Genomic DNA, 25692 nt, shown 5'->3' with positions numbered 1-25692 from the left:
ATTACCACTAGTAAAAAGCCGCGCCGCCTTGTGGCAGCACAGCAGGCTATGGGAGCTGGCATCGACGGCATAAAAAAGCCCTGTAAAAACAGGGCTTTGGCTTACTCAGTCATTCCAGCATGTAAAGTTTCCTAGTGAAAACTCACTCCCACTCGATGGTCAATGACGTACCTACGCTCTTAATTTTTCAGTGCTTTCCAAACCATTCGCTAAACGATACCCTCAAAAAAACCTTCACCAGAAAAATCCGTTATTGACGGTTTGTCGCGACTGGGATGGGAGACACCAGTCCGCTCGCTCGCACGAGCCAGCCAATTCTTCTTGCGATGAAGCCTTCGTTTCGGCACATCAGCAATCGCAGCGTTCCGCAGCATTCAAACGTACGCCAAGGCAGCAGCGCCGCGCTGTTACACTGTCACTCGCGCAATATCATGCCCGCTATAGCGACAGAGACGAAACAATGACACGCGCTTATCTGTTAACCGCTTTTACTGTGTCCCACATCGCCACCGCTTTTCACGTCTCGAGCAAGACAGTCAGTCGGTCGGGCCGTATCGGCATTTAATAAAGCGCACCTGCTGCAGATCAAGACGGCCAAGGCTGAGATCGTGCACGAATGGCGGATCTGAACTTGGCTCCCATTCCCAGACCGGACTATTTAATAAGGCCAAGAACGGCTCACTTCACAGTTGGTTTAAGGGGAGGTAATTGCTCCTTACTCCATTGCCAGATGGTCGCGCCATACTGCCAATCCATGGATACAGGCATGATCTCGCCTTGTTCGAAATGACGAAGACTGTCGGCGATGGCAGGGGTAAACCAGTAGCCCGCCTGGGGGCACGGATTGCCGCCTTCAACACGCAGTTGTCTTGGTGCTAATGGCGTGGGTGGCGCTTGTTTATCGAGCTTTCTAGCATAGTCCAGCAGATCCTTGGGGTAGACAATATGATCGCGAAAACTGCGGTCGTCCAGTTCCAAAAGATATACTGCCGCAGCGGCTTCAATCGCCCAATAGCCAAAATACGCGCCACCGTCTTCTCTCATGTTCAAATGACTATCATGCCAGAATGCTTTTTTCATCGATGTGTACCATGCTTTCAGGTATTTCTGCACATCCGAAATACTTTCTTCTGGCGTATCACGATAAAAACTGTTGATGATGTCGCGATATGGCTTATCGTGGTACCACTCATCGACTTCGAAACGGTCTTTGAGCTCATAGGAAAACAAGTCTTCGTAGAGCGTATCTTTTCCGGCAAAAGCGCCGTCGAGCATTGCCGCCAATCTTGGCAATAAGTCACGGCGATGTAGCAGGTAACAAAGACTGATTAATTGCATTGCACGTTCGTAATTGTCTACTTCAGCAAAACGAAATGGAGGGAAAATCGGATCATTTGCGTATTCTTGTATATATTTCGCATGCTGCTCGTAAGCCCCTACAACCTTCGGAAGGTCGTTACGCAAAATATCTAACGATTCGCCCGCAGTATAATTCAATAAGAAAATCTTAAAGAGTTGATCTGCTATAGCTTCCGAAATACGACTTCTATCTTCTGCATTGCTGTCGCTCGCATGAAGCGCTCGTAAAAATCGGGGGAAACTCTCATCAATGGAATATTGAATTTCCAATTCATAATATCGGTCGTTCAAAAACTGCTGCCTGCGCTTTTCATGGAATTGCATTTTACTCACCAAAATTGATTTAAAAAAAATAGTTAAATATTTTAAGTTTCAATCGGCAAACAAAGTTTTGCGTTTTTATGATTAACAGCCGCTTTCACTTCTTGCTCATCGTGCCGATGTGTGGATGGGATGTCGTGATTGGCATGTTTTTCGTGCTTTTCTCGTTCATCCTCCAGCAATACCCTCTCATGTTCTGCGGCCGAAGGCAGGTAGAACGGCGTATAGAACAAGTGCCGGGAATAAACTTTAATACCGCCATCCTTAAAATCATCGACTACTGATCTCTCTAGTCCCGAGGATTTAATGTTTTTTGCAATCCAATCTCGGCTTATTTGCACGAGCGGTTGTTCAACATGACTGTTCGTCTACGGTGTTGCGGTAGTACCGGTGCCCGGCGCATCCTGCTTCGGCTGCGCTCGCTTGCCGCCACCCGAATGCTTCCCATTCCTCTTGCCTTCTTTCCCACCTGGCTTTCCGCCCGGTACCTCACCCCTCTGTTCGCTTATAACGGTAATTGCTCACTACTCCATTGCCAGATGGTCGCGCCATACTGCGAATCCATGGATACAGGCATGATCTCGCCTTGTTCAAAATGACGAAGACTGCCGGGTATAGCAGGGGTGAACCAGTAGCCGATTTGGGGGCATGGGTTGCCGCCTTCAACACGCAGCTTTTCTGGCACTGTGGACATAAGTGCAGCTTGTTTATCGAGCTTTCTGGCGTAGTCCAACAAGTCTTTTGGATACACGATATGGTCTCGGAAACTGCGGTCGTCCAGTTCCAAAAGATATACTGCTGCTGCAGCTTCGATAGCCCAATAACCAAAATAGCCCCCCCCGGTTTCTCTCATGTCCAAATGACTATCGTGCCAAGGTGCTTTTTTCATCGATGTGTACCAATTTTTCAAATATTTCTCTAAGTCCGAAATACTTTCTTCTGGCATGTCGCGATAAAAGCTGTTAATGATGTCGCGATACGGCTTGTCGTGGTACCACTCATCGACATCATAACGGCCTTTGAGTTCATAGGTAAATAAGTCCTCGTAAAGCGTATCTTTGCCTGCAAATGCGCCGTCAAGCATTGCAGCCAATCGTGGCAACAAGTCGCGGCGATGTAGCAAATAACAAAGGCTAATGAGTTGAATTGCGCGTTCGTAATCATCTATTTCGGCAAAACGAAATGGCGGAAATTTCGGTTTTTCTTCATACTCACGATCGAATTTCGTGTATTGCTCGTAAGCCGCTATGACTTTCGAAAGATCATCACGCAAAACATCTAAAGATTCACCGGCCGTATAGTTCAAAAAAAAGTTCTTGCATGTGCTATATGCGATTGCTTCTGAAACACGACTTCGGTCCTCAGCATCGCTATCAGGCGCATTAAGAACCTGCAATAGATTTGGAATACTTATATCAGTAGCATGTTGAATATCCGCCTCAAAATACTGCTTGCTCAAAAATTGTTGTCTGCGCTTTTCATGAAATTGCATAAGGCTCACCTAAAGAATTTTTATACTTGACAGGTACGCAAAGAAATTTTTTGCAAGTGCCGTTTCGCGCCTGTCTCATCCTAGTTCCGGGAACATTGAATTGAAGCCAATGTATTGAAATATTTTTCGTATTTCCAAGAATGTCGAAGTATTTTACGGCTCAAATTTCATGGAATTGCATAAGCGGGAATTGTATTCTGTACCCCATTGCCAGATGGTGGCGCCATACTGCGAATCCGCGGATACAGGCATAACCGCGCCTTGTTCGAAATGACGGCGACTGTCGGGGATGGCAGGGGTGAACCAGTAGCCGGTTTGGGGGCATGGATTGCCGCCTTCAACAAGCAGTTTTTCTGGCGCTGAGGGCGCCAGTGGTGCTTGTTTATCGAGTTCTCTCGCAAAGTCCACCAAGTCTTTTGGATAGACAATGTGGTCACGAAAACTGCTGTCGTTGATGTCGTAGAGATAAACAATTGCGGCGGCCTCAATTGCCCAGTACCCGAAATAGGTGCCACCTTCCTCTGTCATTGAAAAATGACTATCATGCCAAGGCGTCTTTTCCATCGACTTGTACCAAATTTTAAGATACTGCTGCATTTGCTCTATTTTTTCTTGGGAGCTTTCCAAGTCAGTTGCGCTGAGGAGGTGTAGATAGGGGAATTGGTGATACCAAGCCTCTAAATAAGGACGATCAGCTATATCATGGCTGACAAGTTCCTCATACATCGCATCTTGCCCGTCATAGGCCGAATTGGCAACTAAGGAATGAATGCGGGGTATCAGCTCGCGTCGATGCAACAATATGGCCAAGCCAAGTAGCTGAACAATTCTTTCAAAGTCATCGATTTCTTGGAAGGCAAACACAGGAAAATCTTCTTTTTCTTGGAAATCTCGCTTGTATCTGGCGGATATTTCATAGGCCTCGACTACGCCGACGAGCTCGTCGCGCAATAGATCTAGCGGTTCCCCGCCTGTGTATCGAAGCAAGAAAAGGTCGCAAGTTTGCCCGGCAAAATCTGCCGCAGCGAGCGATCTTGCGAGTGCTTCCGTTTCTATGTCTGGAGGAAAATTATGCTTCCAATATTCAATTGCCTTTTTTATCGAGTTACAAAAAAACGAAAAATAATGTTCGCTTAAGAATTTCTGCCTACGTTTTTCATGAAAGTGCATAGTTCTTAGCCAATAAGTAAAGATTAATCAAGCGCGCTCATGATTCGGACTTTAAGCCAAGTTTGGCATGTTTGTGATTAACTGCCGCTTTCACTTCTTGTTCAGCGTGTCGATGTGTGGATGGGATGTCGTGATCGGAGTGTTTCTCGTGCTTGTCCCGTTCGTCCTTCAGCAACGCTTTCTCATGTTCTGCGGCCAAAGGCAGGTAGAACGGCGTATAGAAAAGATGGGGCGAATAACCATTTCTCCTTATATCCTCCGCTAATTCATTTCCAACGGCGCTCTTGACTTTCTTCACAATCCAAGCGTGACTCATCTGTACAATAATTTCGCTCGATGTTCCTATGTTCGATGCCGCCGGCGCCTTTGTTGCTGGCGTGTTTTCCTTTGGTTTTACTCCAGCACGTCCAGGTCTGCCAGGGCGACCAGGCTTTTGCTGACACCTTCGATGACGCTGCTGCCAATCGAGGCATTGACCGTATTGCTCGATGCGGTAAACGTAGGTGCGTTGTGGACGGCTTCGGCGACTTTGGGATCCTTCTTTTCCGGCTTCTTTTCCGCTGGATTAACCTTGCCTTGCGGGCCGGTCGCTTGCGCCGCATTGTTGCGTTGCTCACCACGCTTCGAAGTCTAGCCGACCGCACACCTATCGGCGCGCCACCAAGCGACGAAGCGGGCGGCAATTGGGCTCCGCGATCATAGAAGGCTGTTCGGAGCTTACATCGGCCCACCGCTGCTCACCGCTCCGGCGTGTATATTATTGCTCGCTTCATCAACTCCCCCGTGGGAGAAGTTTACCAAACAGGAGTGGCCGAAAAAGTCTGGGTACCTCACCCCTCTGTTCGCTTATAACGGTAATTGCTCACTACTCCATTGCCAGATGGTCGCGCCATACTGCGAATCCATGGATACAGGCATGATCTCGCCTTGTTCAAAATGGCGAAGACTGCCGGGTATAGCAGGGGTGAACCAGTAGCCGGTTTGGGGGCATGGATTGCCGCCTTCAACACGCAGCTTTTCTGGCGCTGAGGGAGCCAGTGGTGCTTGTTTATCGAGCTTTCTTGCGTAATCCAGCAAGTCTTTTGGATACACGATGTGATCGCGGAAACTGCGGTCGTCCAGTTCCAAAAGATATACTGCCGCAGCGGCTTCAATTGCCCAATAGCCAAAATACGCGCCGCAACCTTCTGCGTTCATGCTCAAATGACTGTCGTGCCACGGCGCTTTTTTCATAGACTTGTACCAGGCCTTCAGATAGGCTTCGATGTCCCGAATGCTTTCCTCTGCCGTATCACGATAAAAGCTATTGATGATATTGCGATAGGGCGCGTCGTGGTACCACTCGTCGACTTCGTAACGATCCTTGAGTTCATAGGCAAACAAATCCTCATAGAGCGTATCTTTACCGGCAAATGCGCCGTCAAGCATCGCTGCCAATCGTGGTAATAGGTCACGGCGATGTAGAAGATAGCAAAGGCCAATGAGTTGCATTGCGCGCTCGTAATCGTCTATTTCGGCGAAGCGCAGAGGCGGAAACGCTGAGTCGTGTTGATACTCCCTAACATATTTAGTTGATTGCTCATGAACCTTTATAACTTCGGTAAGGTTCTCACGCAACACATCCAATGATTCGCCTGCGGTGTAGCGTAGCATGTGATTTCTGAATGTGCCGTCGGCAATCGCCTCCGCAATAAGACTCCGGCCAAGCGGATCAGTATCGGACGCGTGCAAAGTTTGCAAATACCCGGGATTCCCAGTATTCGTAAAGAACTGAGTCGTTATGGTAAAAGCCGTTTCGCTCAGAAATTGCTGCCTGCGTTTTTCGTGGAATTGCATAATATTCACCTGACTATTATTACGTTAGATACAAAGGCATTTTATGGTTCAAGCTCTAATCCAAGCTTCCCGTGTTTATGATTGACTGCCGCTTTCACTTCTTGTTCATCGTGTCGATGTGTTGATGGAATATCATGATTAGCGTGTTTCTCGTGTTTCTCCCGTTCATCTTCCAACAATGCTTTCTCATGTTCTGCAGCAGAAGGCAGGTAAAACGGCGTGTAGAAAAGATGACGGGAGTAAACTTCTGTTCGCTTATTAGTTATCTCATAAATAATTGACTCATCAGAGATTGCACTTCGAATATTTTTCGCAATCCATTTTTGGCTCATTTGCACAAGAGGTTGCTCCGCATTACTCTTCGATGTAGTTGACGCGACACCAACCGGCGCATCCTGCTTCGACTGCGCTTGCTTGCCGCCACCCGAAGGCTTCCCATTCCCCTTACCTCCTTTTCCACCTGCCTTTCCGCCCGGTTTGCCGCCTGGTTTCCCCGCCCCGGCGGAATCGCTGCCCTCGCTCGTATCCGGCTCCAGCAATTCCTCAGACTTTGGCAGCGCCGCGTCCCTGATCCGCTTGGCATTGTCCAACAGTTTGCCTTTCACGCCCGGCTTACGGGAGGCGTTCTTTGGTGCCTTTCCCACCCTTGACGCTTTCGATTCCACGATCGCATACGGCTTGCCGCCATTGTGCGGGTCTCCGATTTGTACTTTCCACACAGCATCAATCCCTGTGCCATGCGCGTTCAGGGCGAACAATGGATTGAGCCGGGACGCTTCGTTGAGTTTGCCAGGAAAGGTCTTGCTGGGCATTTCTTTCCATTCGCCCTGCATGCCCATGTCGTGTCGGCTCCATCCCCTGCCCCAGCCGTATTTTTCATACAGAAAATAATCGGTAATATGCTCACCGACAATGCCGGTCTGGCTTTTGCTCAAGCCCTCGATGACGTTCGTACCAATCGAGGCATTGACCGTATTGTTCGATGTGGTATGCGTGGGCGCATTGTGGCCGGCTTCGGCGACTTTGGGATCCTTCTTTTCCGGCTTCTTTTCCACCGGATTGACCTTGCCTTGCGGGCCGGTCGCTTGCGCCGCATTGTTGCGTTGCTTGGTCTTCCAGTGGGTCAACTTGAGCGTGACAAGCATCACCATGGCCGGCAACTGGGCGCGCACCGTGCTCATGCAGGTGCTCAAGGCGAGCCGTCCTTCGGCGGGCAGGTCGTCGTAAAGCCACGAACCTTCGATCGCGCTCTGGACTGTGCCAAGCTGCTTTTTCAGACCGACCGCATCGAATAATTTGTCGAGCAAGAATTCCGGGCTGGTGTGGATGCCGACCTTGTCGCAGACCATGCGCAGCACGTCGAACAGAATCGGCGCGAAGCGCTCCGGATGCTTGTTGACGATGCGGATGGTCTTCTTGACGCCGCCGCCCGCGCCCGGTATCCAGCCCACCAGCGCCAGGACCAGGTCGAATTTGGCTTCCATCTGGTCTTCCGCCGTGGTGCTGTTGTGGAGCGTCAGCATGCAGTCGATGGTGTCGTAAATATTGATCGCCTGGCCCAGGAAGGGGACGAGTCCGGTGGCGACGGCGACGCCGATCTCTTCGATGGCGCTGGTGATGGCCGCGCTGTCGGTTTGTGTCTCGCCCGCTTGAGGGGCGGTGGTCGCAGGTGCGTCGCTCATTGGATATCCCTTCCAACCATGCTGTACAGCAGTGACTCGACATCGTCTGGATCGGTGGGTTGGCCGTGTTTTTTCAAGTCGTTTTGCACGTTTTCCAAGGTGGTCTTTCCGGCGTCTTTGGGGCTGTCTGCTGTGAACGGTTTAGGGTCTTCGCCAAAATAGACCTTGACCGCGCCCTGCGGAATGTTTTCCAGGCGGGCGTGGCCTTTGGCGTCGAGCTTGCCGACACATGCGGTGCCATCAGCGAATTCGGCCCGGTACGCGCCGCCTGCGACAGGCGTCAAATCCGGCCAGTGATGGTTGAATTCGATGAAGTTCTTGATCTGATCAATCTTCGGTAGCGGTGGCAGGATGGAAGTGGCGGCAGAAGGCCCAGCCAGCTCCTTCATGCAGGCCTTGAACGTCATCGCCCCTGGTCCGTGGATCATGATGTTGCCGCCTTCGAGCTTGATATAGGCGTCTTGTGAGGTCAACAGCACATGCTCCTTGGCCGCCACGGTGACGCTCTTGGTCATGCTCGCCACCGTGATGGCCTTGTCGGCCGTGATGCGCGTCTCGTCCGACTGGCTCTGGCTGGACACCTTGCCGCTGGCCGCGTGCAGCATGATGCCCGTTTCCTGGTTCGGCTTGTCCTTGCTGTCCGCCTTGCCGTACGTGAACAGACTGATGCCGGCCTTGACCGCATACAGGCTGTTGCCCTGGGCCGCAAAGTTGATGTCCTGGCCGGCCGTAATGCTGCTGGTGTTGCCTGCGATGATGATCGCGTCGGCCGGGGTGGTCGCCGCGATGCCGGCGGGGCTCGACAACTGCAGATGCGGTTCGGCGTAGGCCGTCACCTTGCCGGAGCCGCCGGCACCGTCGCCGCTTGACGTGTTGCCCTCCATCGTTTCGATGACGCTGACGCTGTGCGCCATCTGCGCAATCGATGGCAACTTCTCGGGCGCTGGCTCGGCCTGGCCCTTGTCGTCCTTGAGCGTGGCATTGTGCTTTTGCGCCGTTGTCGCAAGCGCCGTCTGCAATTGCAGGCTTTGCTCGATCTGTACCTTGGCCTCGCCCGAATCGAGTTGGCTACCGTTGGCATTGAGCCGTGCGTCGGTAGACAGCAGCAGGCCGGAACCGGCTCGAATGGCGGCGCCGTGTTCCGTTTTGAGCTCGGCACCGAATCCGACAGGGCTGAGACGCTGGTTGTCGCTCTGGTGACGCAAATGCCCCATGTTCAATTCGGCAGTGCCTTGGTGCGGGTTGGCGTGGCGTTGCAGCGCCACGCGCGACTGACCCGCCGTATCGTCAAATACCAGTTGGCTGTAGGCACCTGCGCCATTTTGACTGGTGTTCATTGCCTGTGTCTTGAATCCCGACAGCACAGCTGGATGCGCGTGCGCGCCAGAGTCGCCCGGGAACCATGCTGGCGCGTTGCCAGTCGAAACGCCGGCACCCTGTGCCACCTGATTGTGCTGGGCGTTGTCCTGGCCTTTGCCGTTGTACAGGCTGCCAATGACCACTGGACGGTCAATGTCGCCGTCAAGGAAATCGATCACCACTTCACTGCCGATGCGTGGCACGGCGACCGAGCCCCAGTTGGCGCCCGCGACCGGCGCCATCGGCGTGGATATGCGCACCCATGTGCCGGCCTTTTCGCTTGCGGGCGCACCTGCCTGCCCCTCGGGCGAAGGATGGTTCAGGCGGCTGTGGCTCAGATCGCTCTCACCCGTTCCACGTTGCCAATGGAACTGCACCTTGATGCGATGATCACGATCCGTGTAGGTTGCCGCGCCGGCTGGTCCGACCACGATTGCGGTCTGCTGTCCATGGACGGTGGGCCGCGGATTCAGGAGTTGGCCATGTCCATCCTGCCCGCTGCTGCGATAGGGTGTCTTGCTGCGGATGGCGTCGATGCGGTTGCGGTAGACGGGACGTTCGCCCTTCTCCGCGCCCACTGCATGCAGACTATGCTTGCGCTCTTTCTGAATAAGGACGTCGAGTACGCTCTGGCCCAGTCGTTCGGTGATTTCTGTCTTCGCCCCGGTACACAGGTTATTGTGGGCGAGGTGCACCACGCGCACGATGACGAAGGTGCGTGCGTCGTCGCCGCCGCTGACACTGGCAGCATCGAGTTGCGATTGCCCATGGAGAGTGATGGTCGTGCCTGCAGAGAGCGTGCGCACGGTACCTGCGCCGATGTGCGTCTCACGCATCGCGTCCAGCGCCTGCATCTGGTTGTCCGCGATACGCTGGCCCTGCTTCATCGACTCGTAGGCGTATGCGCCGGGAGTGTCGCGGCTGACCAGCGGGTTTCCGCCATCACCATTGGCGCTGACCGAGCTCACCGGGCGCGATCCGGTCGTGCGGTAATCCCAACTCGACAACTCGATGGCGTTCGTTTGCTGGCGCACGCTGGTGCGCCAGCGGTCCATGCTGTCCTCTTTCATCACGGCGCCAGGCTGCGTGAAATTGATCGAGGCCTGAGCATTTGGTTTGAAACTGCCATTATGGTCGGCGATGACCATGGTGTGGGAGCCAAGGATGGCGCTTTCAGCATTGCCGATGTGCTCGAAATAGTAGAACAAGCCCTCTTCCCGCATCAGGCGTTCGGCGAACGCCATATTACTTTCCTGATACTGGCAAGTCAGCGATCTGATCGGATACACGTCTCTGTCGAGTATGTCGTAGCGCCACGCCGGCACCAAGGATCCCACGTTCTGCCAACCACCGAAGATCGCATCGAGGATGTCGAATACAGTTTTGTCTTGGAATATTCGGCTATCGCGGCCATGAGCCAGGAATGCGTACCAGGGGCCAATTGTGAACACGTAGCGCGCGAAACCGCCGTCAGCACCGGCCCGTTCGGCCGACGTGATATGGCCATGGAATGGGCGTTTGTCATCGCGACTCGTGGCCGTGAGCAGTTCAAGCAGAACCGGCTGCCCGTGCAACGATTTGAGAGACATTCCCGCGTCGGTCGAGAGCGCAGTGACCTTGAATTCATAGCACTCGCTAAGTCCTTCCTCGCCACGAAAGCATTCGGCAAGAAGCTTGTCGCGGCCAATAGGCGTGCTGAACGCAAGCACGCGTGTATCTTGAGTGAAGCTGTTGAGCAGCGCTGACATAGGGGGAGATGCTCCTGGGATGCGAATCGATCGCATCTTGATATTGGGGTCGAAAAATCCAAGTTTGCATTAGATCACAGAAATGTTATCTTTCTAATTACAATTAGGCGATCCAGTTTGCTTGGCGTCAAGAACATTGCGTATTGGCCCACATGCAACTAGAGAACGCGAACAGGTGCCCAGACAACGGATCTTGGTGCATGACATGTTTCACTAGGGCGTGGAGACCGTCGAACGACAGGCACGTGTTGACCGGCTGGCGTCGCATACGGAACGCAACTCGTTGTGCGTAATCTCATGCAGCAGGAGACTGCCAAATGGGCGTTTCAGATCGCGTTCGTACGCCAAGTGAGTCCCCTTAAAATACCCACGAAAAAGCGTGCTTGGTTCTGCCATGGGATGCTTGGGTTTGCCAAACAAAATAAAAAAAGCCCCTGAAAAATCAGGGGCTTAGCTGTTTCAATGACCCGGCGTTACCTTACGCTGCCGGATGGGAGATTATTCCCATTCGATGGTCGCCGGCGGTTTGCCCGAGATATCGTAGACGACGCGGTTGATGCCGCGCACTTCATTAATGATGCGATTGGAGACCTTGCCCAGCAAGCTGTGCGGCAGGTGCGCCCAGTGGGCCGTCATGAAGTCTTGCGTTTGCACGGCGCGCAGGGCCACCACGTATTCGTAGGTGCGGCCATCGCCCATCACGCCCACCGATTTGACGGGCAGGAAGACGGCAAACGCCTGGCTCGTCGCTTCGTACCAGTTGGTCGGCACGCTATCCTGGTCGAAGCCAGGAACGACGACCGGCTCATATGGCGTGTTGCGCAGTTCTTCGATGAAGATGGCGTCGGCGCGGCGCAGCAGGTCGGCGTAGTCTTTCTTGACTTCGCCGAGGATGCGCACGCCCAGGCCTGGGCCCGGGAATGGGTGGCGGTAGACCATGTCATGCGGCAAGCCCAGGGCTACGCCGAGTTTGCGCACTTCGTCCTTGAACAGTTCGCGCAAGGGTTCCAGCAACTTGAGCTTCATGGTGTCCGGCAAGCCGCCCACGTTGTGGTGGCTCTTGATGGTCTGGCCTTTCTTGCCCTTGCCGGCCGATTCGATGACGTCCGGGTAAATCGTGCCTTGCGCCAGCCATTTGGCATTGACCAGCTTGCCCGATTCGACCTGGAACACTTCGACGAATTCGCGGCCGATGATCTTGCGCTTCTGCTCTGGGTCGGTCACGCCGGCCAGGTGGCCCATGAACTGCTCTTCCGCATCGACGCGGATGACTTTCACGCCCAGGTTCTTGGCGAACATGTCCATTACCATCTTGCCTTCGTCCAGGCGCAGCAGGCCGTGGTCGACGAAGACGCAGGTCAGCTGATCGCCGATGGCGCGGTGGATCAGCGCTGCCGCGACGGACGAATCGACGCCGCCGGACAGGCCCAGGATGACATCGTCGGTGCCCACTTGCGCGCGGATTTTTTCCACCGCTTCGCTGATGTAATCAGGCATGTTCCAGTCCGACTTGCAGCCGCAGATTTCATGCACGAAACGGCCGAGCATGGCCTTGCCCTGCACCGTGTGCGTCACTTCCGGATGGAATTGCACGCCGTAGAACTGGCGCTCTTCATCGGCCATGGCGGCGATCGGGCAGCTCGGGGTGTTGCCCATCAGCTTGAAGCCTGGCGGCATTTCCAGCACCTTGTCGCCATGGCTCATCCACACTTTCAGCATGCCGTGGCCTTCGTCGGTGACGAAGTCGGCGATACCATTGAGCAACTTCGTATGGCTGCGGGCGCGCACTTCGGCGTAGCCAAATTCGCGCACCAGACCGTTTTCCACCTTGCCGCCCAATTGAGCCGCCATGGTTTGCATGCCGTAGCAGATGCCCAGCACGGGCACGCCCAGCTCGAACACGGCTTGCGGCGCGCGCGGCGAGTCGCCGTCCAGCGTGGAATTGTGGCTGCCCGACAGGATCACGCCGGCGGCGCCATAGTTGCGCACGAATTCGTCGCTGACGTCATACGGGAAGACTTCGGAAAACACGCCGGAATCGCGCACGCGGCGGGCGATCAACTGGGTGACTTGGGAGCCGAAATCGAGAATGAGGATTTTAGAATGCATGGTCGGAGCTTTATTCAAGGTCAATTGCAAAACCGGCGCACTGGGCGCCGGTCTGGACTTTCGTTACCGCTTACTCGGAGCGATAATTTGGCGCTTCTTTCGTGATCTGCACATCATGGACATGCGACTCGCGCATGCCGGCCGAGGTGATTTCCACGAATTCCGCTTTTTCGCGCAGTTCGTCGATGGTGGCGCAACCGCAGTAACCCATCGATTGACGCACGCCGCCCACCAGCTGGAAGATGATCGCCAGCACGCTGCCCTTGTAAGCAACGCGGCCTTCGATACCTTCAGGCACGAACTTGTCGGCCTTCATGGTGGCGTCCTGGAAATAGCGGTCAGCCGAACCATCGGACATCGCGCCCAGCGAACCCATGCCACGGTACGATTTGTAGCTGCGACCCTGGTACAGGATCACTTCGCCCGGTGCTTCTTCCGTACCGGCAAACATGGAACCCATCATGACGGTCGAGGCGCCAGCGGCCAGCGCTTTCGAGATATCGCCCGAGAAGCGGATACCGCCGTCTGCGATACATGGCACGCCCGTGCCTTCCAACGCTTCGGCCACATTCGAGATGGCCGTGATTTGCGGCACGCCCACACCGGCGACGATACGCGTGGTGCAGATCGAGCCAGGGCCGATGCCGACCTTGACCGCATCGGCGCCGTATTCCACAAGCGCCTTGGCGGCAGCGGCGGTAGCGATGTTGCCGCCAATCACTTCCACTTGCGGGTACTTGGTCTTGATCCAGCGTACGCGGTCGAGGATGCCTTGCGAGTGGCCGTGGGCCGTGTCGACCACCAGCACGTCGACGCCGGCAGCGACCAGCAGGTCGATGCGTTCTTCATCCTTGGCACCGACGCCGACGGCAGCGCCGACCAGCAGTTTGCCCTGGCTGTCTTTCGACGCGAACGGGTGCGAGGTCGACTTCTGGATATCCTTGACGGTGATCAGGCCGCGCAGTTCAAACGCGTCGTTGACGACCAGCACGCGCTCGAGGCGGTGCTTGTTCATCAGGCGCTTGGCTTCGGCCGTATCGGCGTCTTCGTTGACGACCACCAGCTTTTCGCGCGGGGTCATCTTGGCGGAGGCTTCCGCGTCGAGTTCCTGCTCAAAGCGCAAATCGCGGTTGGTAATGATGCCGACGACTTCCTTGCCCTTGACGACAGGGAAACCGCTGATGCCGTATTGTTCCGTCAGCGCGATCACGTCGCGGATTTTCATTTCCGGTGGAATCGTGATCGGATCACGCAACACGCCAGCTTCGAAACGCTTCACGCGGGCCACTTCACGCGCCTGGTCCTTCGGATTCAAATTCTTGTGGATGATGCCGATGCCGCCTTCCTGGGCCATCGCGATCGCCAGACGGGCTTCCGTCACCGTATCCATGGCTGCGGACAGCAAGGGAATATTCAGGGTGATATTGCGGGTCAGGCGAGTTTTGAGGGACGTATCGGCGGGCAGAACGTTGGAGTAGGCTGGGACGAGCAGCACGTCATCGAATGTGAGTGCTTTTTGAAGTAGACGCATAGCATTTCCTATTGGCGCAAAAGCAGATTATACAGAAAAAAGCACCCTCCGTCCTTGCAGCATAGAAAAGATATTTGAAAATAGCAAAAAATGGCGCTCGGCCGGCAGCGGCCAGGCTGCCGCCACCCCTGCCCGCTCAGCCCTTGGCAGGCTTGCCGCCAGCCCGGCGCCGGCGCGCTTCTTTCGGGTCCGCTTGCAAAGGCCGGTACACTTCCACGCGGTCATGCTCGCGCAGGATGGTATCGAGCGGCTTCTTCTTGCCATAAATGCCAACCATGTTCACGGCCAGGTCGATAGAGGGGATTTCCCGCAGCAAGCCGCTCTGCTCTACCGCCTGCCCGATGGTGGTACCTGCAGGCACCGTCAAGGCACGCAGAAAGCTGCTGTCAGGCAAGGCGTGACAGACTTGTACCGTGATGCCCGCTTCAGCCATACACCGTCTCCGCGCGCTTGCAGAAGGAATCGACCATGCTGTTGGCGATCATGCCGAAGACGGGGCCGATGATCTGTTCCAGTACGCGGCTGGAAAACTCGTAGTGCAGGTCCAGTTCGATCTTGCAGGCATCTTCGCGCAGGGCCTTGAAGGTCCACACGCCGTCGAGGGTCTTGAAAGGACCGTCCACCAGCTTCATCTTGATGGAAGTCGGCGGCACGTTCTCGTTGGACGTGGTGAAGCTTTGGCGCACGCCGTGGTAATGTATGCCCACGCTGGCGACGACCGTGTTCTCGCCCCGCTCGCGAATCTCGACCGCACCGCACCAGGGCAGGAATTTGGGATAATCCTCTACCGCCGCCACCAGCGCGAACATTTGTTCGGCGCTATAGCCGAGAAAAACTGATTTATGTACTACTGCCATTGAAGAACCATTTGCTATGATGTTGGATACATTTGATTTTATCGCGCTTGCGCGAGACAGTAGTTTAACCGACCCGCGCACATTTACCATCTCATGACCATAGCAGACAACAGAAAAGCCTTCCACGACTACTTTATCGAGGATCGCTATGAAGCCGGCATCGTGCTGGAAGGCTGGGAAGTCAAAGCCATCCGCGACGCCCGCGTACAAATCAAGGAAGCCTACGTCGTCGTCCGCGGCGATGAGCTCTTCCTGTTCGGCGCGCATATCAGCGCCCTGCCGACCGCCTCCACCCACATCCACCCGGAAGCCGTACGCACGCGCAAGCTGCTGCTGCACCGCACGGAAATGGATAAACTGATCGGCAAGGTGGAACGCTCCGGCTATACCCTGGTGCCGCTCAACCTGCACTACAAGGGCGGCCGCGTGAAATGCGAAATCGGCCTGGCCAAGGGCAAGAAGCAACACGACAAGCGGGCAGCGGAACGCGACCGCGATGGGGCGCGCGAAGTCCAGGCGGCAATGAAGTCGCACCGCCGCTGATACGGCACTACGCGCAGCGTGCTGCGCCAACACCATCAAACCCGGCTATATGCCGGGTTTTATTTTGCCGGCGCCTGCGGCAAATGAAAAGCATGGCGCGACGGGATGCAAACAGGAGAAGGAAAGAGATACGGCGGAAATAAGACTGGTATGGGCGAAAATACCGGGGAGATAAGCGATGCGAATCCGCTTTGCCTGTCTGGCCAAAGACGACAAATCAGGAAAGTTCCGGATGCTTGCATGCTGCCTTGTACTACACCTGTACTACTCCACAGGACAAGCATCCGAATGAATGGCGTATTACATTACACCTTCAGCAGATCACGCGATTTGCCCGCATCGGTCCACTCTTTGACCCATTTCGGTTGACGGCCACGGCCAGTCCATTGCTGCGTCGCATCATCCGGATTGCGATAGCGTACTGCGACCGTGCCGGTTTTAGCGCGGATACCCGTGCCAACCAGATCTTTGACGGAAACGCCAACGCTTTGGGCAATTGCCAGGATTTGCTCGCGCGCTTTGGACAGATCGTCCTGTTCGCGTTTCTTCATTTGCTTCTTGATGTCGTCCTGCAAGGTACGCAGTTCGGACAGGGATAAGCTGGACAGATCCATGATATTTCCTTGTGTGAGTTGAAAAATATAACTGAACAGTTAAATTCTATCCAATTGTAACGCGACTGAGGTGATTTTTCTTCAGATTTGATTGTTTTTTACAATTCTTTTACCAAAAAACCGACTTCCCTGGCTTTCGAGCGCTGCAAACCTTCAATCCCCGGAACATCCATCGCGCGCAAACAGTCTGCGCAAGCGTCCCTGCTTTGGGCGGCGGCGATTCAATGCAGCACCATCGACAGTATTTATTTTGCAGTACTTTTTGTTTCATTGCAATTTATAGTAATTATAAATGGCAATTCAAAATATACATTGGAGCAATACTATCGCCAATTCAGCATCGGCTACCCAAACACCTCCCAAGCATCCGTCGCGGATATCGGCGCAATCATCGCCACGCATGCGCAGCAGATTCTACTTCAATCAAAAATATAAGCGTCGCACGACAGCATATAATCCCGAAAGTGCGCACAGCATAGCATAAAGAAAATATTTCAACGTTATGGATTCAAGCGCAGATACTCGAGCCCGGCTGCCGACATATATTCCAGCGGCGCAAATGAAAACTGCCCGCGATACGGCGGGCAGTTTTTGACGACAAACTTGCTACGGATTTGCTATTCACCCATCCAGCGGCAATCAGGGAATCGCCACGCCGCCTTTCGGCTTCTGCGTTTTCACCACCTGCATCGCCGTGGCGATCAAGCCGCTCATATCGCCCAGATTGGCCGGCACGATAATCGAGTTATTTGTTTTCGCCAATTGCGCGAACGCGCCCACATACTGCTCTGCCACTTTCAGATTGACGGCATCTTCCCCGCCCGGCTCACGTATGGCCGCCCCCACCTGGCGCAGCGCTTCGGCGCTGGCCTGCGCCAGCGCGACGATGGCCGTGGCCTGGCCTTCGGCACGGTTGATCGACGCCTGCTTCTCGCCTTCGGAGCGGGCAATGGCAGCTTCGCGCTCACCGCTGGCGATATTGATCTGCTCCTGCTTGCGCCCTTCCGAAGCGGCAATCAAGGCGCGCTTTTCGCGTTCGGCCGTAATCTGCGCCTGCATCGCATGCAGGATTTCCTTGGGCGGCGTCAAATCCTTGATTTCATAGCGCAATACCTTGACGCCCCAATTCGCCGCCGATTCATCGATGGCATTCACGATGGCCGTATTGATATGGTCGCGTTCTTCAAATGTCTTGTCGAGTTCCATTTTACCGATCACGGAACGCAAGGTCGTTTGCGCCAGTTGCGTAATGGCGGCAATATAATTCGACGAGCCATATGAAGCACGCATGGCATCGGTAATCTGGAAATACAGAATGCCATCGACCTGCAATTGCGTATTGTCGCGCGTAATGCACACCTGCGGCGGCACGTCGAGCGGGATTTCCTTGAGCACGTGCTTGTAGGCGATGCGGTCGACAAAAGGCACGACGATATTCAGGCCAGGGCCCAATACCGCATGGAACTTGCCCAGGCGCTCCACCACCCAGGCATGCTGCTGCGGCACCACATTGACCGTCTTGAAGACGAATACCAATGCCAGCAATAACAAGATCAGCGACACGCTTCCAGTGCTTACTTCCATAATCTACTCTCCAGGTTATTCAACAATCAAACGGCTGCCACGCACGGCACGTATGGTGTAATGACCGGCCTGCGTATCGCTGCCGGGAATCAGTTCCACATCCCACAAGGCGCCGCGGTACATGACGCGCGCCGCGCCATCGACCCAATGCGCGACCGCCACGCTTTGGCCGATATCGAGATTCACATTCGGGTCCTGCGCCGCATCGCGCCGCGCCGCCTTGCCAAAACGGCTGCGCCGCAATAACAGGGTGGCCGCCACGCCCACAATGGCCGCCGTCAGGGCTTGCCAGCCACCATTGCCGCCCGCCAGCGCCACCAGTCCTCCGGCACTGATGCCGATGGCGATCATCAGCAAATAAAACGTGCCCGTAAACAGCTCAAGGATCAATACCGCGCCTGCCGCCACAAACCAGCCTACCCATTCAGCCATGATGCCTCCATCTTTGCGAATCCGAAAATAAAAAACCCCGCAGCCTATATAAGCGACGGGGTTTAATGCGTATGACTGCCTGATATTATTCTTGCCAAACACCTATATACAAGCAGTCTAACGCAATTCCTGATGGCGTCAATAGGCAGGGGCGAATTAGCGCCGCAGGCCCGGCATTACTCTTCCAGCAGGCTGCGCAGCATCCATGCCGTTTTTTCATGCAAATCGAGGCGCTGCGTGATCAGGTCGGCCGTCGGCTGGTCATTGGCCTTTTCCAGCAAAGGGAACAGGCGGCGCGCCGTGCGCGCGGTCGCTTCCTGCGCCGACACCAGGTGGCTGACCATGTCCAGCGCTGGCGGCACGCCGTCGATTTCCTTGATCGAGGCCAGCTTGACGAATTCCTTGTAGGTACCCGGCGCCGGATAGCCAAGGGCGCGAATGCGCTCGGCGATCAGATCCAGCGCGGCCCACTGCTCCGTGTATTGCGTCATGAACATCAGGTGCAGGGTGTTGAACATCGGCCCCTTGACGTTCCAGTGAAAATTATGGGTCATCAGGTACAAGGTGTAGCTGTCGGCCAGCAGGCCGGACAGGCCTTCCGCGATCTTCGCGCGGTCCGCCTCGGAAATGCCGATGTCGATCTTTGCCACTTTGCTCGGTTTCTTGCTTGCCATGAGAACTCCCGTTTCAATGTATTGGTGGAATCATTTTAGCTGATCTGGCGCAAGCCCATCGAATACTGCCGTGCGCCGCATGGTTATCGCCTGTCCCTGCATGACGGGCATAAAAAAACCCGCTGCCGGGTGAGCGGCAGCGGGTTTTCAGAGGGCAATAAAGATGCTTACGCTTTCAGCGCAGCCAGCTTTTGCCAGGTGTCGATCACCGAGTCGGGATTCAGCGACATCGATTCGATGCCCTGCTCCATCAGCCAGACGGCGAAGTCAGGATGATCGGAAGGACCCTGGCCGCAAATGCCGATGTATTTGCCGCGTGCCAGGCAAGCCTTGATGGCCAGGGCCAGCAGGGCTTTCACGGCAGGATCGCGCTCATCGAAGTCGGCGGCCAGCAATTCCATGCCGGAATCGCGGTCCAGGCCCAGGGTCAGCTGGGTCAGGTCGTTCGAACCAATCGAGAAGCCGTCGAAATGGTCGAGGAACTGGTCGGCCAGGATGGCGTTCGACGGCACTTCGCACATCATGATGACGCGCAGGTCGTTCTCGCCGCGCTTCAGGCCATTCTTTGCCAGCAGGTCGATGACTTTCTCGGCCTGGCCCAGGGTGCGCACGAATGGCACCATGATTTCCACGTTCGTCAGGCCCATGTCATTGCGCACGCGCTTCATCGCTTCGCATTCCATGTTGAACGCTTCGGAGAAGTCGGCCGACAGGTAGCGCGCCGCGCCGCGGAAGCCCAGCATCGGGTTTTCCTCGTCCGGCTCGTAGCGCGAACCGCCGATCAGCTTCTTGTACTCGTTCGACTTGAAGTCCGACAGGCGCACGATGACTTTCTTCGGCCAGAACGCGGCGGCGATGGTGGCAATGCCTTCGGCCAGCTTGTCGATGTAGAACGCTTTCGGCGAGGCGTGGCCGCGCGCCACCGATTCCACGGCCTTTTTCAGGTCGGCATCGATGTTCGGGTATTCCAGGATCGCGCGCGGATGCACACCAATATTGTTATTGATGATGAATTCCAGGCGCGCCAGGCCCACGCCGGCGTTCGGCACGGACTGGAAATCAAAAGCCAGCTGCGGGTTGCCCACGTTGAGCATGATCTTGGTGTCGAGCTTGGGCAATTCGCCGCGCGACACTTCCGACACTTCCGTTTCCAGCAAGCCGTCGTAGATCTTGCCTTCGTCGCCTTCGGAGCAGACGACGGTGACGAACGTGCCGTCTTTCAGCACGTCGGTGGCATTGCCGCAGCCGACGACGGCCGGCACGCCGAGTTCACGCGCGATAATCGCAGCGTGGCAGGTACGGCCGCCACGGTTGGTGACGATGGCCGAAGCGCGCTTCATGACCGGTTCCCAGTTCGGATCCGTCATGTCGGCTACGAGGACGTCACCTGGCTGAACGCGCTCCATGTCGGCCGGGTCGTGAATCACGCGCACTGGGCCGGCGCCGATTTTCTGGCCGATGGCGCGGCCCGAAGTCAGCACGGTACCGGTGCTTTTCAGCTTGAAGCGTTCCTGCACGTCGGTCGCCTTTTGCTGCGACTTGACGGTCTCGGGACGCGCTTGCAGGATGTACAGCTTGCCGTCGCGGCCATCCTTGCCCCACTCGATGTCCATCGGACGGCCGTAGTGGTTTTCGATGATGACGGCGTACTTGGCCAGTTCCACCACTTCGCTGTCGTTCAGCGAGTAGCGGTTGCGCATTTCGACGGGCACATCGACGGTTTTCACGGAACGGCCAGCTTTCGCTTCGTTCGTGAATTCCATCTTCAGCAGCTTCGAGCCGATATTGCGGCGGATCACGGGCGACTTGCCTTTTTCCAGCATCGGCTTGTGCACATAGAATTCGTCGGGATTGACGGCGCCCTGCACCACGGTTTCGCCCAGGCCATAGCTGGAAGTGACGAAGACCACGTCCTTGAAGCCCGATTCCGTGTCGATGGTGAACATCACGCCGGCCGCGCCCAGGTCGGAACGCACCATGCGCTGCACGCCGGCCGACAAGGCCACTTCAGCGTGGGTAAAGCCTTTGTGTACGCGATACGAGATGGCGCGGTCGTTGTACAGCGACGCGAACACCTGTTTCATGGCGTCGAGCACATTGTCGATGCCGACCACGTTCAGGAAGGTTTCTTGCTGACCAGCAAAAGAAGCGTCCGGCAAGTCTTCCGCCGTGGCGGAGGAGCGCACGGCAAACGACATTTCGGTATCGGAATCGGCTACCAGCTTGGCGTAGAACTGGTCGATTTCGGCGGCCAGGCGCGGCTGGAATGGCGTTTCCACGATCCATTGACGGATCTCGGCACCGGCTTGCGCCAGCGAGCGCACGTCATCGATGTTCAGCCCTTCGAGGCGCTGGGCGATGCGTTCGGCCAGCGGCAAGCCGCCATTGGCGCTATACGACAGGAAATCGCGGAATGCCTGCGCCGTGGTGGCAAAGCCACCGGGCACGCGCACGCCGGCTTCCGCCAGCTGGCTGATCATTTCGCCCAGGGAGGCGTTCTTGCCGCCGACGGATTCGACATCCGTCATGCGCAAATGCTCGAACGAGGCAACATACACCGCGTCCTTGTCTTCCTGCTGTTGCGATACTGCGTTGGTCATAATGACACCCTTACTGATGATAGAAATCTTTACGCGCGGCGCACAGACAGTCTTCTTGTTATTCTTGGCGTCGTGCAGCACAATCATACCGTTGCAGCCATTTTACCTTGTGCGGCGCAAATTGACGACGCACAATCTTGATCCGAAAACCCATGACACAAGAACCACGCCCTCCTCTGCCCTCCGCGGCCCGCACCGTCTTCTTCGTTTCCGACGGCACCGGCATCACCGCCGAGACGTTCGGCCACTCGGTGCTGACGCAGTTCGATCTGCGCTTCCGCCAGATCCGCCTGCCCTTCATCGACACCATGGACAAGGCCTACGAGGCGGCGCGCAAGATCAACGAAGCGTTTGCCACCGATGGCCAGCGCCCGATCATTTTCTCGACCCTGGTGAAGAACGACCTGTCGGCCGTGATCCGCAAGTCCAGCGGCATGCACATGGACCTGATCCAGACCTTTGTCGCCCCGCTGGAGCAGGAACTGGGCGTGATGTCGACCCATACCATCGGCCGCTCGCACAACATCGTCGACAGCGAGGAATACAAGAACCGCATCGAGGCGATCAACTATTCGCTGGCGCACGACGATGGCCAGTCGCACAAGAACCTGTCCTCGGCCGATGTCATTCTGGTGGGTGTATCGCGCTCTGGCAAGACCCCGACCAGCCTGTATCTGGCCATGCAATACGGTATCAAGGCGGCCAATTATCCGCTGATTCCCGACGATTTCGAGCGCGACAAGCTGCCATCGGCCTTGCTGGAATTTAAGAATAAAATTTTCGGATTAAGCATTACGCCCGAACGTTTGTCGGAAATACGCAACGAAAGAAGGGCTGGAAGCAAGTATGCGGCCATCGAAAATTGCCGTTACGAGGTCAACGAGGCGGAAAAAATGATGAAACGCGAGGGTATCCGCTGGCTGTCGTCGACCACCAAGTCGATCGAGGAGATCTCCACGACGATCCTGCAGGAGATCAAGCCGAACCGCCGCGAGTATTAACACAGAAAGGTCCGCCGCGTAGCGCAGGCATCACGTCGAAAGCAAGGTGTCTGCAATAAAACTTACCAGCGGTTTGCGCTGGCGGCCTGGCGGTCTGGCGGCGGCCTTCATCGTCGTAACGGCATTGGATTCAGAGCAAAGCAAAACCGCGTGGCCAGCGATGCTTTTGCCATGCCGTTCAAGGCTTGCTCTTAAAATATCTTTCGCACTTTCCACGACCATACTTTCTGCTGCAGTCATCCCCGACTGGCCAGTGATCAAAAACTCCCTTTCGATATCCCTGACCAAACTGCGGTGATCCGGCGTGGCCGATAGCCGGCCAGGTCGCAGCGGGCTGAAAACTCAATCTTTACACTTTCTTATTTATCAAAAATACATTATTATTTTATTTCTTAAAAGCAAATAAGAGTCCTCGACCGCGCGGACATTATTTTTGCTCGATCGCGTTACCACCTAGGCCATCATAGTATGTTTAAACGTAATACCCTTTCCGTGTTTGCTTCAAGCTGCACTATGCTGGCGGCCCTGTCACTGACCGGCTGCGCTGTCAATAAAGCCACCAGCTCGCTCAGTCCGGGAACCGATCTGAACAGTATCAAAAGCGTCTACGTGGTGAAGTTGCCGCAAGACGGGCGCCACATCGACAAGATCATCAAGGCTAATCTGGAAAAGCGCGGCTATGTGGTGACCAACGGTCCTGTATTGGCGGGACCGTACAACGCCGATGTCGCCGTCACGTACGCCGACAAGTGGGTGTGGGATATCACCATGTACATGGTGGAACTGAGCGTCAACTTGCGCGACCCGAAAACCGGCTTCCCGCTTGCCACTGGCAATTCCTTTCATACCTCAATGACACGCAAGTCGCCCGACGAAATGGTCGATGAAGTGCTGAACAATATTTTTTCCGCCTCGCCGCAGTAAATCCTGCGGTTTGCTGCCAGCGGCAAACCGCGCCGTGTTCACTCATCCACTACCCATATCATGAAAAAAATTCTGCCATTCCCTGCAGCGCGCCTGCTCGCCATCCCTGTCGTTGCCACTCTGCTGGCACTGGGCGGTTGCGCATCTCCCGTCACCTATCAGGCAATGGTGCCGGTGACGCTGAAAGTAAGCCAGCAACACCCACAATCGGTGTCAGTGGCGGCGCTCGGCGGCAGCGGCACCAACAGCATGGGTAAATCGCAGATCGACAACGCGGAACTGGCGAAAGCGGTCACCGAAGCGATCAACCAGACCAAGACCTTTTCGCGCGTGGTGCCCGGCAAGGGCGGCGACTACCTGCTGACCGTCAACATCGTCAACGTCGTCCAGCCCAATTTCGGCTTTTCCTTTACTGTGGGCCTGGAAATGGGCTGGACACTGATACGCGCCAGCGACAGCAGCAAGGTGTGGCAGGAAGCCATCAAATCGGAATACACGGCCAGCGCCACCGACGCTTTCGCAGGAACCACACGCCTGCGCCTGGCGACGGAAGGTGCGGCACGTAACAATGTCGAACAGGGTCTGCGCAAGATCGCTGAGCTAAAACTGTAAGTCACCGCACAGCCGGCTTTCCTGGCGGACCTGCCGCTATGCCTCGCTGCCCAGCACCGTCAGCGCCGCCACCAGCTGGTCCAGTTCAGCTGTGGTGGTCGTGACGGCCACCGTGGCGCGCACGACATCGGTAGCGCCGATATTGCGCTGCACGGTAAATACACCAAAGCGCTGCAGCAAGGCTTGCTGTAGTGCGCGCGCGTCCATGCCGTCGACGGCAAAGGCGACCAGCGCCGTGCCGCGCGCCGCGTCCAGCGGCGACAGCATGCGCACGCCGGGCAGTTGCGCGGCGCGGCTGACCCAGTAATTGCGCAGCCAGGCCAGGCGTTCGTTCTTGGCCGGCGTGCCGCCCAGGCGCGCATGGAAGTCCAGCGCGGCGGGTGCGGCCAGGATGGCGCCGATCGGCGGCATGCCCATGTGCAGGCGGCTGCGGATATCGTCCAGCGGATAGTCATCGTCGCCATAGTGCGGCTCGATCTTGTGCAACTGCGACGCGCGGATATACACGACACCGAGTCCCGCCGGCGCGCCCAGCCATTTGTGCAGATTGAAACCGGCGAAATCGACGCCCATGGCTTGCACGTCCACGTCGACCTGCCCCAGCGCATGGGCACTGTCGAGCAGCACATCGATGCCATGCTCGCGCGCCAGCGCCATGATGGCTTTCACCGGCAGTTGCTGGCCGTTGGCCGGCGTCACCTGCGACAGCAGCAGCAATTTTGGATTGACGGCCTGGCGCATGGCTTGCGCGTAACGGGCGATGATCTCGTCATCGCTGATGGGCAGGCTCAATGTGACTTGCGTGCTGGTGACGCCACGGCGCTGCGCCAGCCAGCGCATGGCCGTGCGCATGGCCGGATAGTCGAGATTACTCCACAGCACCGTATCGCCGGGCGCCAGGCCGTGGTATTGCGTGATCAGCACCTGCATCGATTCGGTGCCGCTGCGGGTCAGCAGGATCTCGTGCGGTTGCGCGCCGATCAGCGTCGCGACGCGCTGGCGCAGGATATCCACATGCGTGCGCGTAAACTCGCCGCGCACGAAGGGACTCAGTTGCTCGTTGGTGTAGCGCACGGCCTGCTCGAAGGCCGCTTGCACGGGTGCGGCCATGGCGCCGAAATAGCCGTGTTCGAGATTGACGATGGCGTCCGGCGGCGCGGGATACAACGCGGCCACCTGGCGCCACCAGGCATCGTCACGTGCGGCGCCATCGGCTAGCACAGGGAAAGACATGGCTATCCTGT

23 protein-coding genes are annotated in these 25692 nt (G+C 56.0%); 5 read left to right on the top strand and 18 right to left on the bottom strand.

What is annotated here, in order from left to right:
• Positions 1 to 678: 678 nt before the first annotated feature.
• The 11 genes from FG13_RS02860 to FG13_RS02805 form a co-directional block, all read right to left on the bottom strand.
• Positions 679 to 1683: a PoNe immunity protein domain-containing protein gene (locus tag FG13_RS02860; RefSeq protein WP_035826965.1), complete on the bottom strand. Its 1005-nt coding sequence runs from the start codon at positions 1681 to 1683 to the stop codon at positions 679 to 681.
• 502 nt (positions 1684 to 2185) lie between these two features.
• The gene (locus FG13_RS02850) at positions 2186 to 3172 is read right to left on the bottom strand and encodes a PoNe immunity protein domain-containing protein (protein WP_035818211.1); all 987 of its coding nucleotides are present in this window, start codon (positions 3170 to 3172) and stop codon (positions 2186 to 2188) included.
• A gap of 153 nt (positions 3173 to 3325) precedes the next feature.
• Positions 3326 to 4342, bottom strand: a complete 1017-nt coding sequence (locus tag FG13_RS02845) for a PoNe immunity protein domain-containing protein (RefSeq protein ID WP_035818209.1) — start codon at positions 4340 to 4342, stop codon at positions 3326 to 3328.
• Between the two features lie 37 nt (positions 4343 to 4379).
• On the bottom strand, positions 4380 to 4640 hold the full coding sequence (locus FG13_RS29845) for a hypothetical protein (protein ID WP_152598652.1): 261 nt from the start codon (positions 4638 to 4640) through the stop codon (positions 4380 to 4382).
• A gap of 548 nt (positions 4641 to 5188) precedes the next feature.
• Positions 5189 to 6178: a PoNe immunity protein domain-containing protein gene (locus tag FG13_RS02835; RefSeq protein WP_035818205.1), complete on the bottom strand. Its 990-nt coding sequence runs from the start codon at positions 6176 to 6178 to the stop codon at positions 5189 to 5191.
• Between the two features lie 41 nt (positions 6179 to 6219).
• Positions 6220 to 7860, bottom strand: a complete 1641-nt coding sequence (locus tag FG13_RS02830; RefSeq protein WP_051958409.1) for a hypothetical protein — start codon at positions 7858 to 7860, stop codon at positions 6220 to 6222.
• Positions 7857 to 10967: a type VI secretion system Vgr family protein gene (locus FG13_RS02825; protein WP_081922392.1), complete on the bottom strand. Its 3111-nt coding sequence runs from the start codon at positions 10965 to 10967 to the stop codon at positions 7857 to 7859. Before FG13_RS02825 ends, FG13_RS02830 begins: the two co-directional genes overlap by 4 nt.
• Before the next feature lie 498 nt (positions 10968 to 11465).
• Positions 11466 to 13076: a glutamine-hydrolyzing GMP synthase gene (gene guaA / locus FG13_RS02820; protein ID WP_035818203.1), complete on the bottom strand. Its 1611-nt coding sequence runs from the start codon at positions 13074 to 13076 to the stop codon at positions 11466 to 11468.
• Between the two features lie 70 nt (positions 13077 to 13146).
• On the bottom strand, positions 13147 to 14607 hold the full coding sequence (gene guaB / locus FG13_RS02815) for an IMP dehydrogenase (protein ID WP_035818200.1): 1461 nt from the start codon (positions 14605 to 14607) through the stop codon (positions 13147 to 13149).
• A gap of 136 nt (positions 14608 to 14743) precedes the next feature.
• The gene (locus tag FG13_RS02810; RefSeq protein ID WP_035818197.1) at positions 14744 to 15040 is read right to left on the bottom strand and encodes an RnfH family protein; all 297 of its coding nucleotides are present in this window, start codon (positions 15038 to 15040) and stop codon (positions 14744 to 14746) included.
• Positions 15033 to 15464, bottom strand: a complete 432-nt coding sequence (locus tag FG13_RS02805; RefSeq protein ID WP_035818194.1) for a type II toxin-antitoxin system RatA family toxin — start codon at positions 15462 to 15464, stop codon at positions 15033 to 15035. The genes FG13_RS02810 and FG13_RS02805 overlap by 8 nt, the downstream gene beginning before the upstream one ends.
• A 93-nt stretch (positions 15465 to 15557) precedes the next feature.
• Here FG13_RS02805 and smpB point away from each other — a divergent pair, with 93 nt between their 5' ends.
• Entirely contained in the window at positions 15558 to 16007 is a 450-nt protein-coding gene (gene smpB, locus FG13_RS02800) for an SsrA-binding protein SmpB (protein WP_034752217.1), read from the top strand.
• Between the two features lie 305 nt (positions 16008 to 16312).
• Here smpB and FG13_RS02795 read toward each other — a convergent pair whose 3' ends face one another.
• Positions 16313 to 16621, bottom strand: coding sequence for an H-NS histone family protein (locus tag FG13_RS02795; RefSeq protein ID WP_035818192.1), 309 nt, complete (start codon positions 16619 to 16621; stop codon positions 16313 to 16315).
• A gap of 87 nt (positions 16622 to 16708) precedes the next feature.
• Between FG13_RS02795 and FG13_RS29840 the strand changes: the two genes are divergently transcribed.
• Positions 16709 to 17056, top strand: a complete 348-nt coding sequence (locus FG13_RS29840; protein WP_152598651.1) for a hypothetical protein — start codon at positions 16709 to 16711, stop codon at positions 17054 to 17056.
• A gap of 204 nt (positions 17057 to 17260) precedes the next feature.
• On the opposite strand, the gene FG13_RS02790 is transcribed toward FG13_RS29840, so the two are convergent.
• The 4 genes from FG13_RS02790 to ppsA form a co-directional block, all read right to left on the bottom strand.
• On the bottom strand, positions 17261 to 18205 hold the full coding sequence (locus FG13_RS02790) for an SPFH domain-containing protein (RefSeq protein WP_035818190.1): 945 nt from the start codon (positions 18203 to 18205) through the stop codon (positions 17261 to 17263).
• 15 nt (positions 18206 to 18220) lie between these two features.
• Positions 18221 to 18637, bottom strand: coding sequence for an NfeD family protein (locus FG13_RS02785; protein ID WP_035818188.1), 417 nt, complete (start codon positions 18635 to 18637; stop codon positions 18221 to 18223).
• 176 nt (positions 18638 to 18813) lie between these two features.
• The gene (locus FG13_RS02780; protein ID WP_034752224.1) at positions 18814 to 19311 is read right to left on the bottom strand and encodes a Dps family protein; all 498 of its coding nucleotides are present in this window, start codon (positions 19309 to 19311) and stop codon (positions 18814 to 18816) included.
• Between the two features lie 167 nt (positions 19312 to 19478).
• A complete protein-coding gene (gene ppsA, locus FG13_RS02775) occupies positions 19479 to 21911 on the bottom strand; it encodes a phosphoenolpyruvate synthase (protein WP_035826959.1) in 2433 nt (810 codons plus the stop codon).
• A gap of 152 nt (positions 21912 to 22063) precedes the next feature.
• Here ppsA and ppsR point away from each other — a divergent pair, with 152 nt between their 5' ends.
• Positions 22064 to 22912, top strand: a complete 849-nt coding sequence (ppsR, locus tag FG13_RS02770) for a posphoenolpyruvate synthetase regulatory kinase/phosphorylase PpsR (protein ID WP_035818186.1) — start codon at positions 22064 to 22066, stop codon at positions 22910 to 22912.
• A gap of 30 nt (positions 22913 to 22942) precedes the next feature.
• On the opposite strand, the gene FG13_RS29835 is transcribed toward ppsR, so the two are convergent.
• Positions 22943 to 23152, bottom strand: coding sequence for a hypothetical protein (locus FG13_RS29835; protein ID WP_152598650.1), 210 nt, complete (start codon positions 23150 to 23152; stop codon positions 22943 to 22945).
• A gap of 372 nt (positions 23153 to 23524) precedes the next feature.
• On the opposite strand from FG13_RS29835, the gene FG13_RS02765 reads away from it, so the two are divergent.
• Positions 23525 to 23836, top strand: coding sequence for a DUF4136 domain-containing protein (locus FG13_RS02765; protein ID WP_235211647.1), 312 nt, complete (start codon positions 23525 to 23527; stop codon positions 23834 to 23836).
• 60 nt (positions 23837 to 23896) lie between these two features.
• On the top strand, positions 23897 to 24448 hold the full coding sequence (locus FG13_RS02760; RefSeq protein WP_152598649.1) for a hypothetical protein: 552 nt from the start codon (positions 23897 to 23899) through the stop codon (positions 24446 to 24448).
• A 36-nt stretch (positions 24449 to 24484) separates the two neighbouring features.
• Here the strand turns inward: FG13_RS02760 and FG13_RS02755 are convergent, their stop codons facing one another.
• Positions 24485 to 25681 carry an aminotransferase class V-fold PLP-dependent enzyme gene (locus FG13_RS02755; protein WP_035818181.1) on the bottom strand — a complete coding sequence of 399 codons (1197 nt, stop codon included), beginning with the start codon at positions 25679 to 25681 and terminating at the stop codon, positions 24485 to 24487.
• Between the last annotated feature and the right edge of the window lie 11 nt (positions 25682 to 25692).

The sequence above is a fragment of the Janthinobacterium sp. RA13 genome (assembly GCF_000745325.1).
In the GTDB taxonomy this organism is placed as follows: Bacteria; Pseudomonadota; Gammaproteobacteria; order Burkholderiales; family Burkholderiaceae_D; genus Janthinobacterium; species Janthinobacterium rivuli.
The sequence above is the reverse complement of the archived record's forward strand: the minus strand, read 5'-3'. Positions and strand labels throughout refer to the sequence as shown.

Bases quoted from the DNA above. Each gene is read 5' to 3' on its own strand.
- FG13_RS02850 (WP_035818211.1), bottom strand. From the start codon at position 3,172: ATGCAATTTCATGAAAAGCGCAGACAACAATTTTTGAGCAAGCAGTAT.
- ppsR (WP_035818186.1), top strand. From the start codon at position 22,064: ATGACACAAGAACCACGCCCTCCTCTGCCCTCCGCGGCCCGCACCGTC.
- FG13_RS02780 (WP_034752224.1), bottom strand. From the start codon at position 19,311: ATGGCAAGCAAGAAACCGAGCAAAGTGGCAAAGATCGACATCGGCATT.
- FG13_RS02790 (WP_035818190.1), bottom strand. From the start codon at position 18,205: ATGGAAGTAAGCACTGGAAGCGTGTCGCTGATCTTGTTATTGCTGGCA.
- guaA (WP_035818203.1), bottom strand. From the start codon at position 13,076: ATGCATTCTAAAATCCTCATTCTCGATTTCGGCTCCCAAGTCACCCAG.
- FG13_RS02825 (WP_081922392.1), bottom strand. From the start codon at position 10,967: ATGTCAGCGCTGCTCAACAGCTTCACTCAAGATACACGCGTGCTTGCG.
- FG13_RS02760 (WP_152598649.1), top strand. From the start codon at position 23,897: ATGAAAAAAATTCTGCCATTCCCTGCAGCGCGCCTGCTCGCCATCCCT.
- FG13_RS29835 (WP_152598650.1), bottom strand. From the start codon at position 23,152: ATGACTGCAGCAGAAAGTATGGTCGTGGAAAGTGCGAAAGATATTTTA.
- FG13_RS02795 (WP_035818192.1), bottom strand. From the start codon at position 16,621: ATGGATCTGTCCAGCTTATCCCTGTCCGAACTGCGTACCTTGCAGGAC.
- FG13_RS02830 (WP_051958409.1), bottom strand. From the start codon at position 7,860: ATGAGCGACGCACCTGCGACCACCGCCCCTCAAGCGGGCGAGACACAA.
- FG13_RS02860 (WP_035826965.1), bottom strand. From the start codon at position 1,683: ATGCAATTCCATGAAAAGCGCAGGCAGCAGTTTTTGAACGACCGATAT.
- FG13_RS02755 (WP_035818181.1), bottom strand. From the start codon at position 25,681: ATGTCTTTCCCTGTGCTAGCCGATGGCGCCGCACGTGACGATGCCTGG.
- guaB (WP_035818200.1), bottom strand. From the start codon at position 14,607: ATGCGTCTACTTCAAAAAGCACTCACATTCGATGACGTGCTGCTCGTC.
- FG13_RS02785 (WP_035818188.1), bottom strand. From the start codon at position 18,637: ATGGCTGAATGGGTAGGCTGGTTTGTGGCGGCAGGCGCGGTATTGATC.
- FG13_RS02835 (WP_035818205.1), bottom strand. From the start codon at position 6,178: ATGCAATTCCACGAAAAACGCAGGCAGCAATTTCTGAGCGAAACGGCT.
- FG13_RS02805 (WP_035818194.1), bottom strand. From the start codon at position 15,464: ATGGCAGTAGTACATAAATCAGTTTTTCTCGGCTATAGCGCCGAACAA.
- smpB (WP_034752217.1), top strand. From the start codon at position 15,558: ATGACCATAGCAGACAACAGAAAAGCCTTCCACGACTACTTTATCGAG.
- ppsA (WP_035826959.1), bottom strand. From the start codon at position 21,911: ATGACCAACGCAGTATCGCAACAGCAGGAAGACAAGGACGCGGTGTAT.
- FG13_RS02845 (WP_035818209.1), bottom strand. From the start codon at position 4,342: ATGCACTTTCATGAAAAACGTAGGCAGAAATTCTTAAGCGAACATTAT.
- FG13_RS02810 (WP_035818197.1), bottom strand. From the start codon at position 15,040: ATGGCTGAAGCGGGCATCACGGTACAAGTCTGTCACGCCTTGCCTGAC.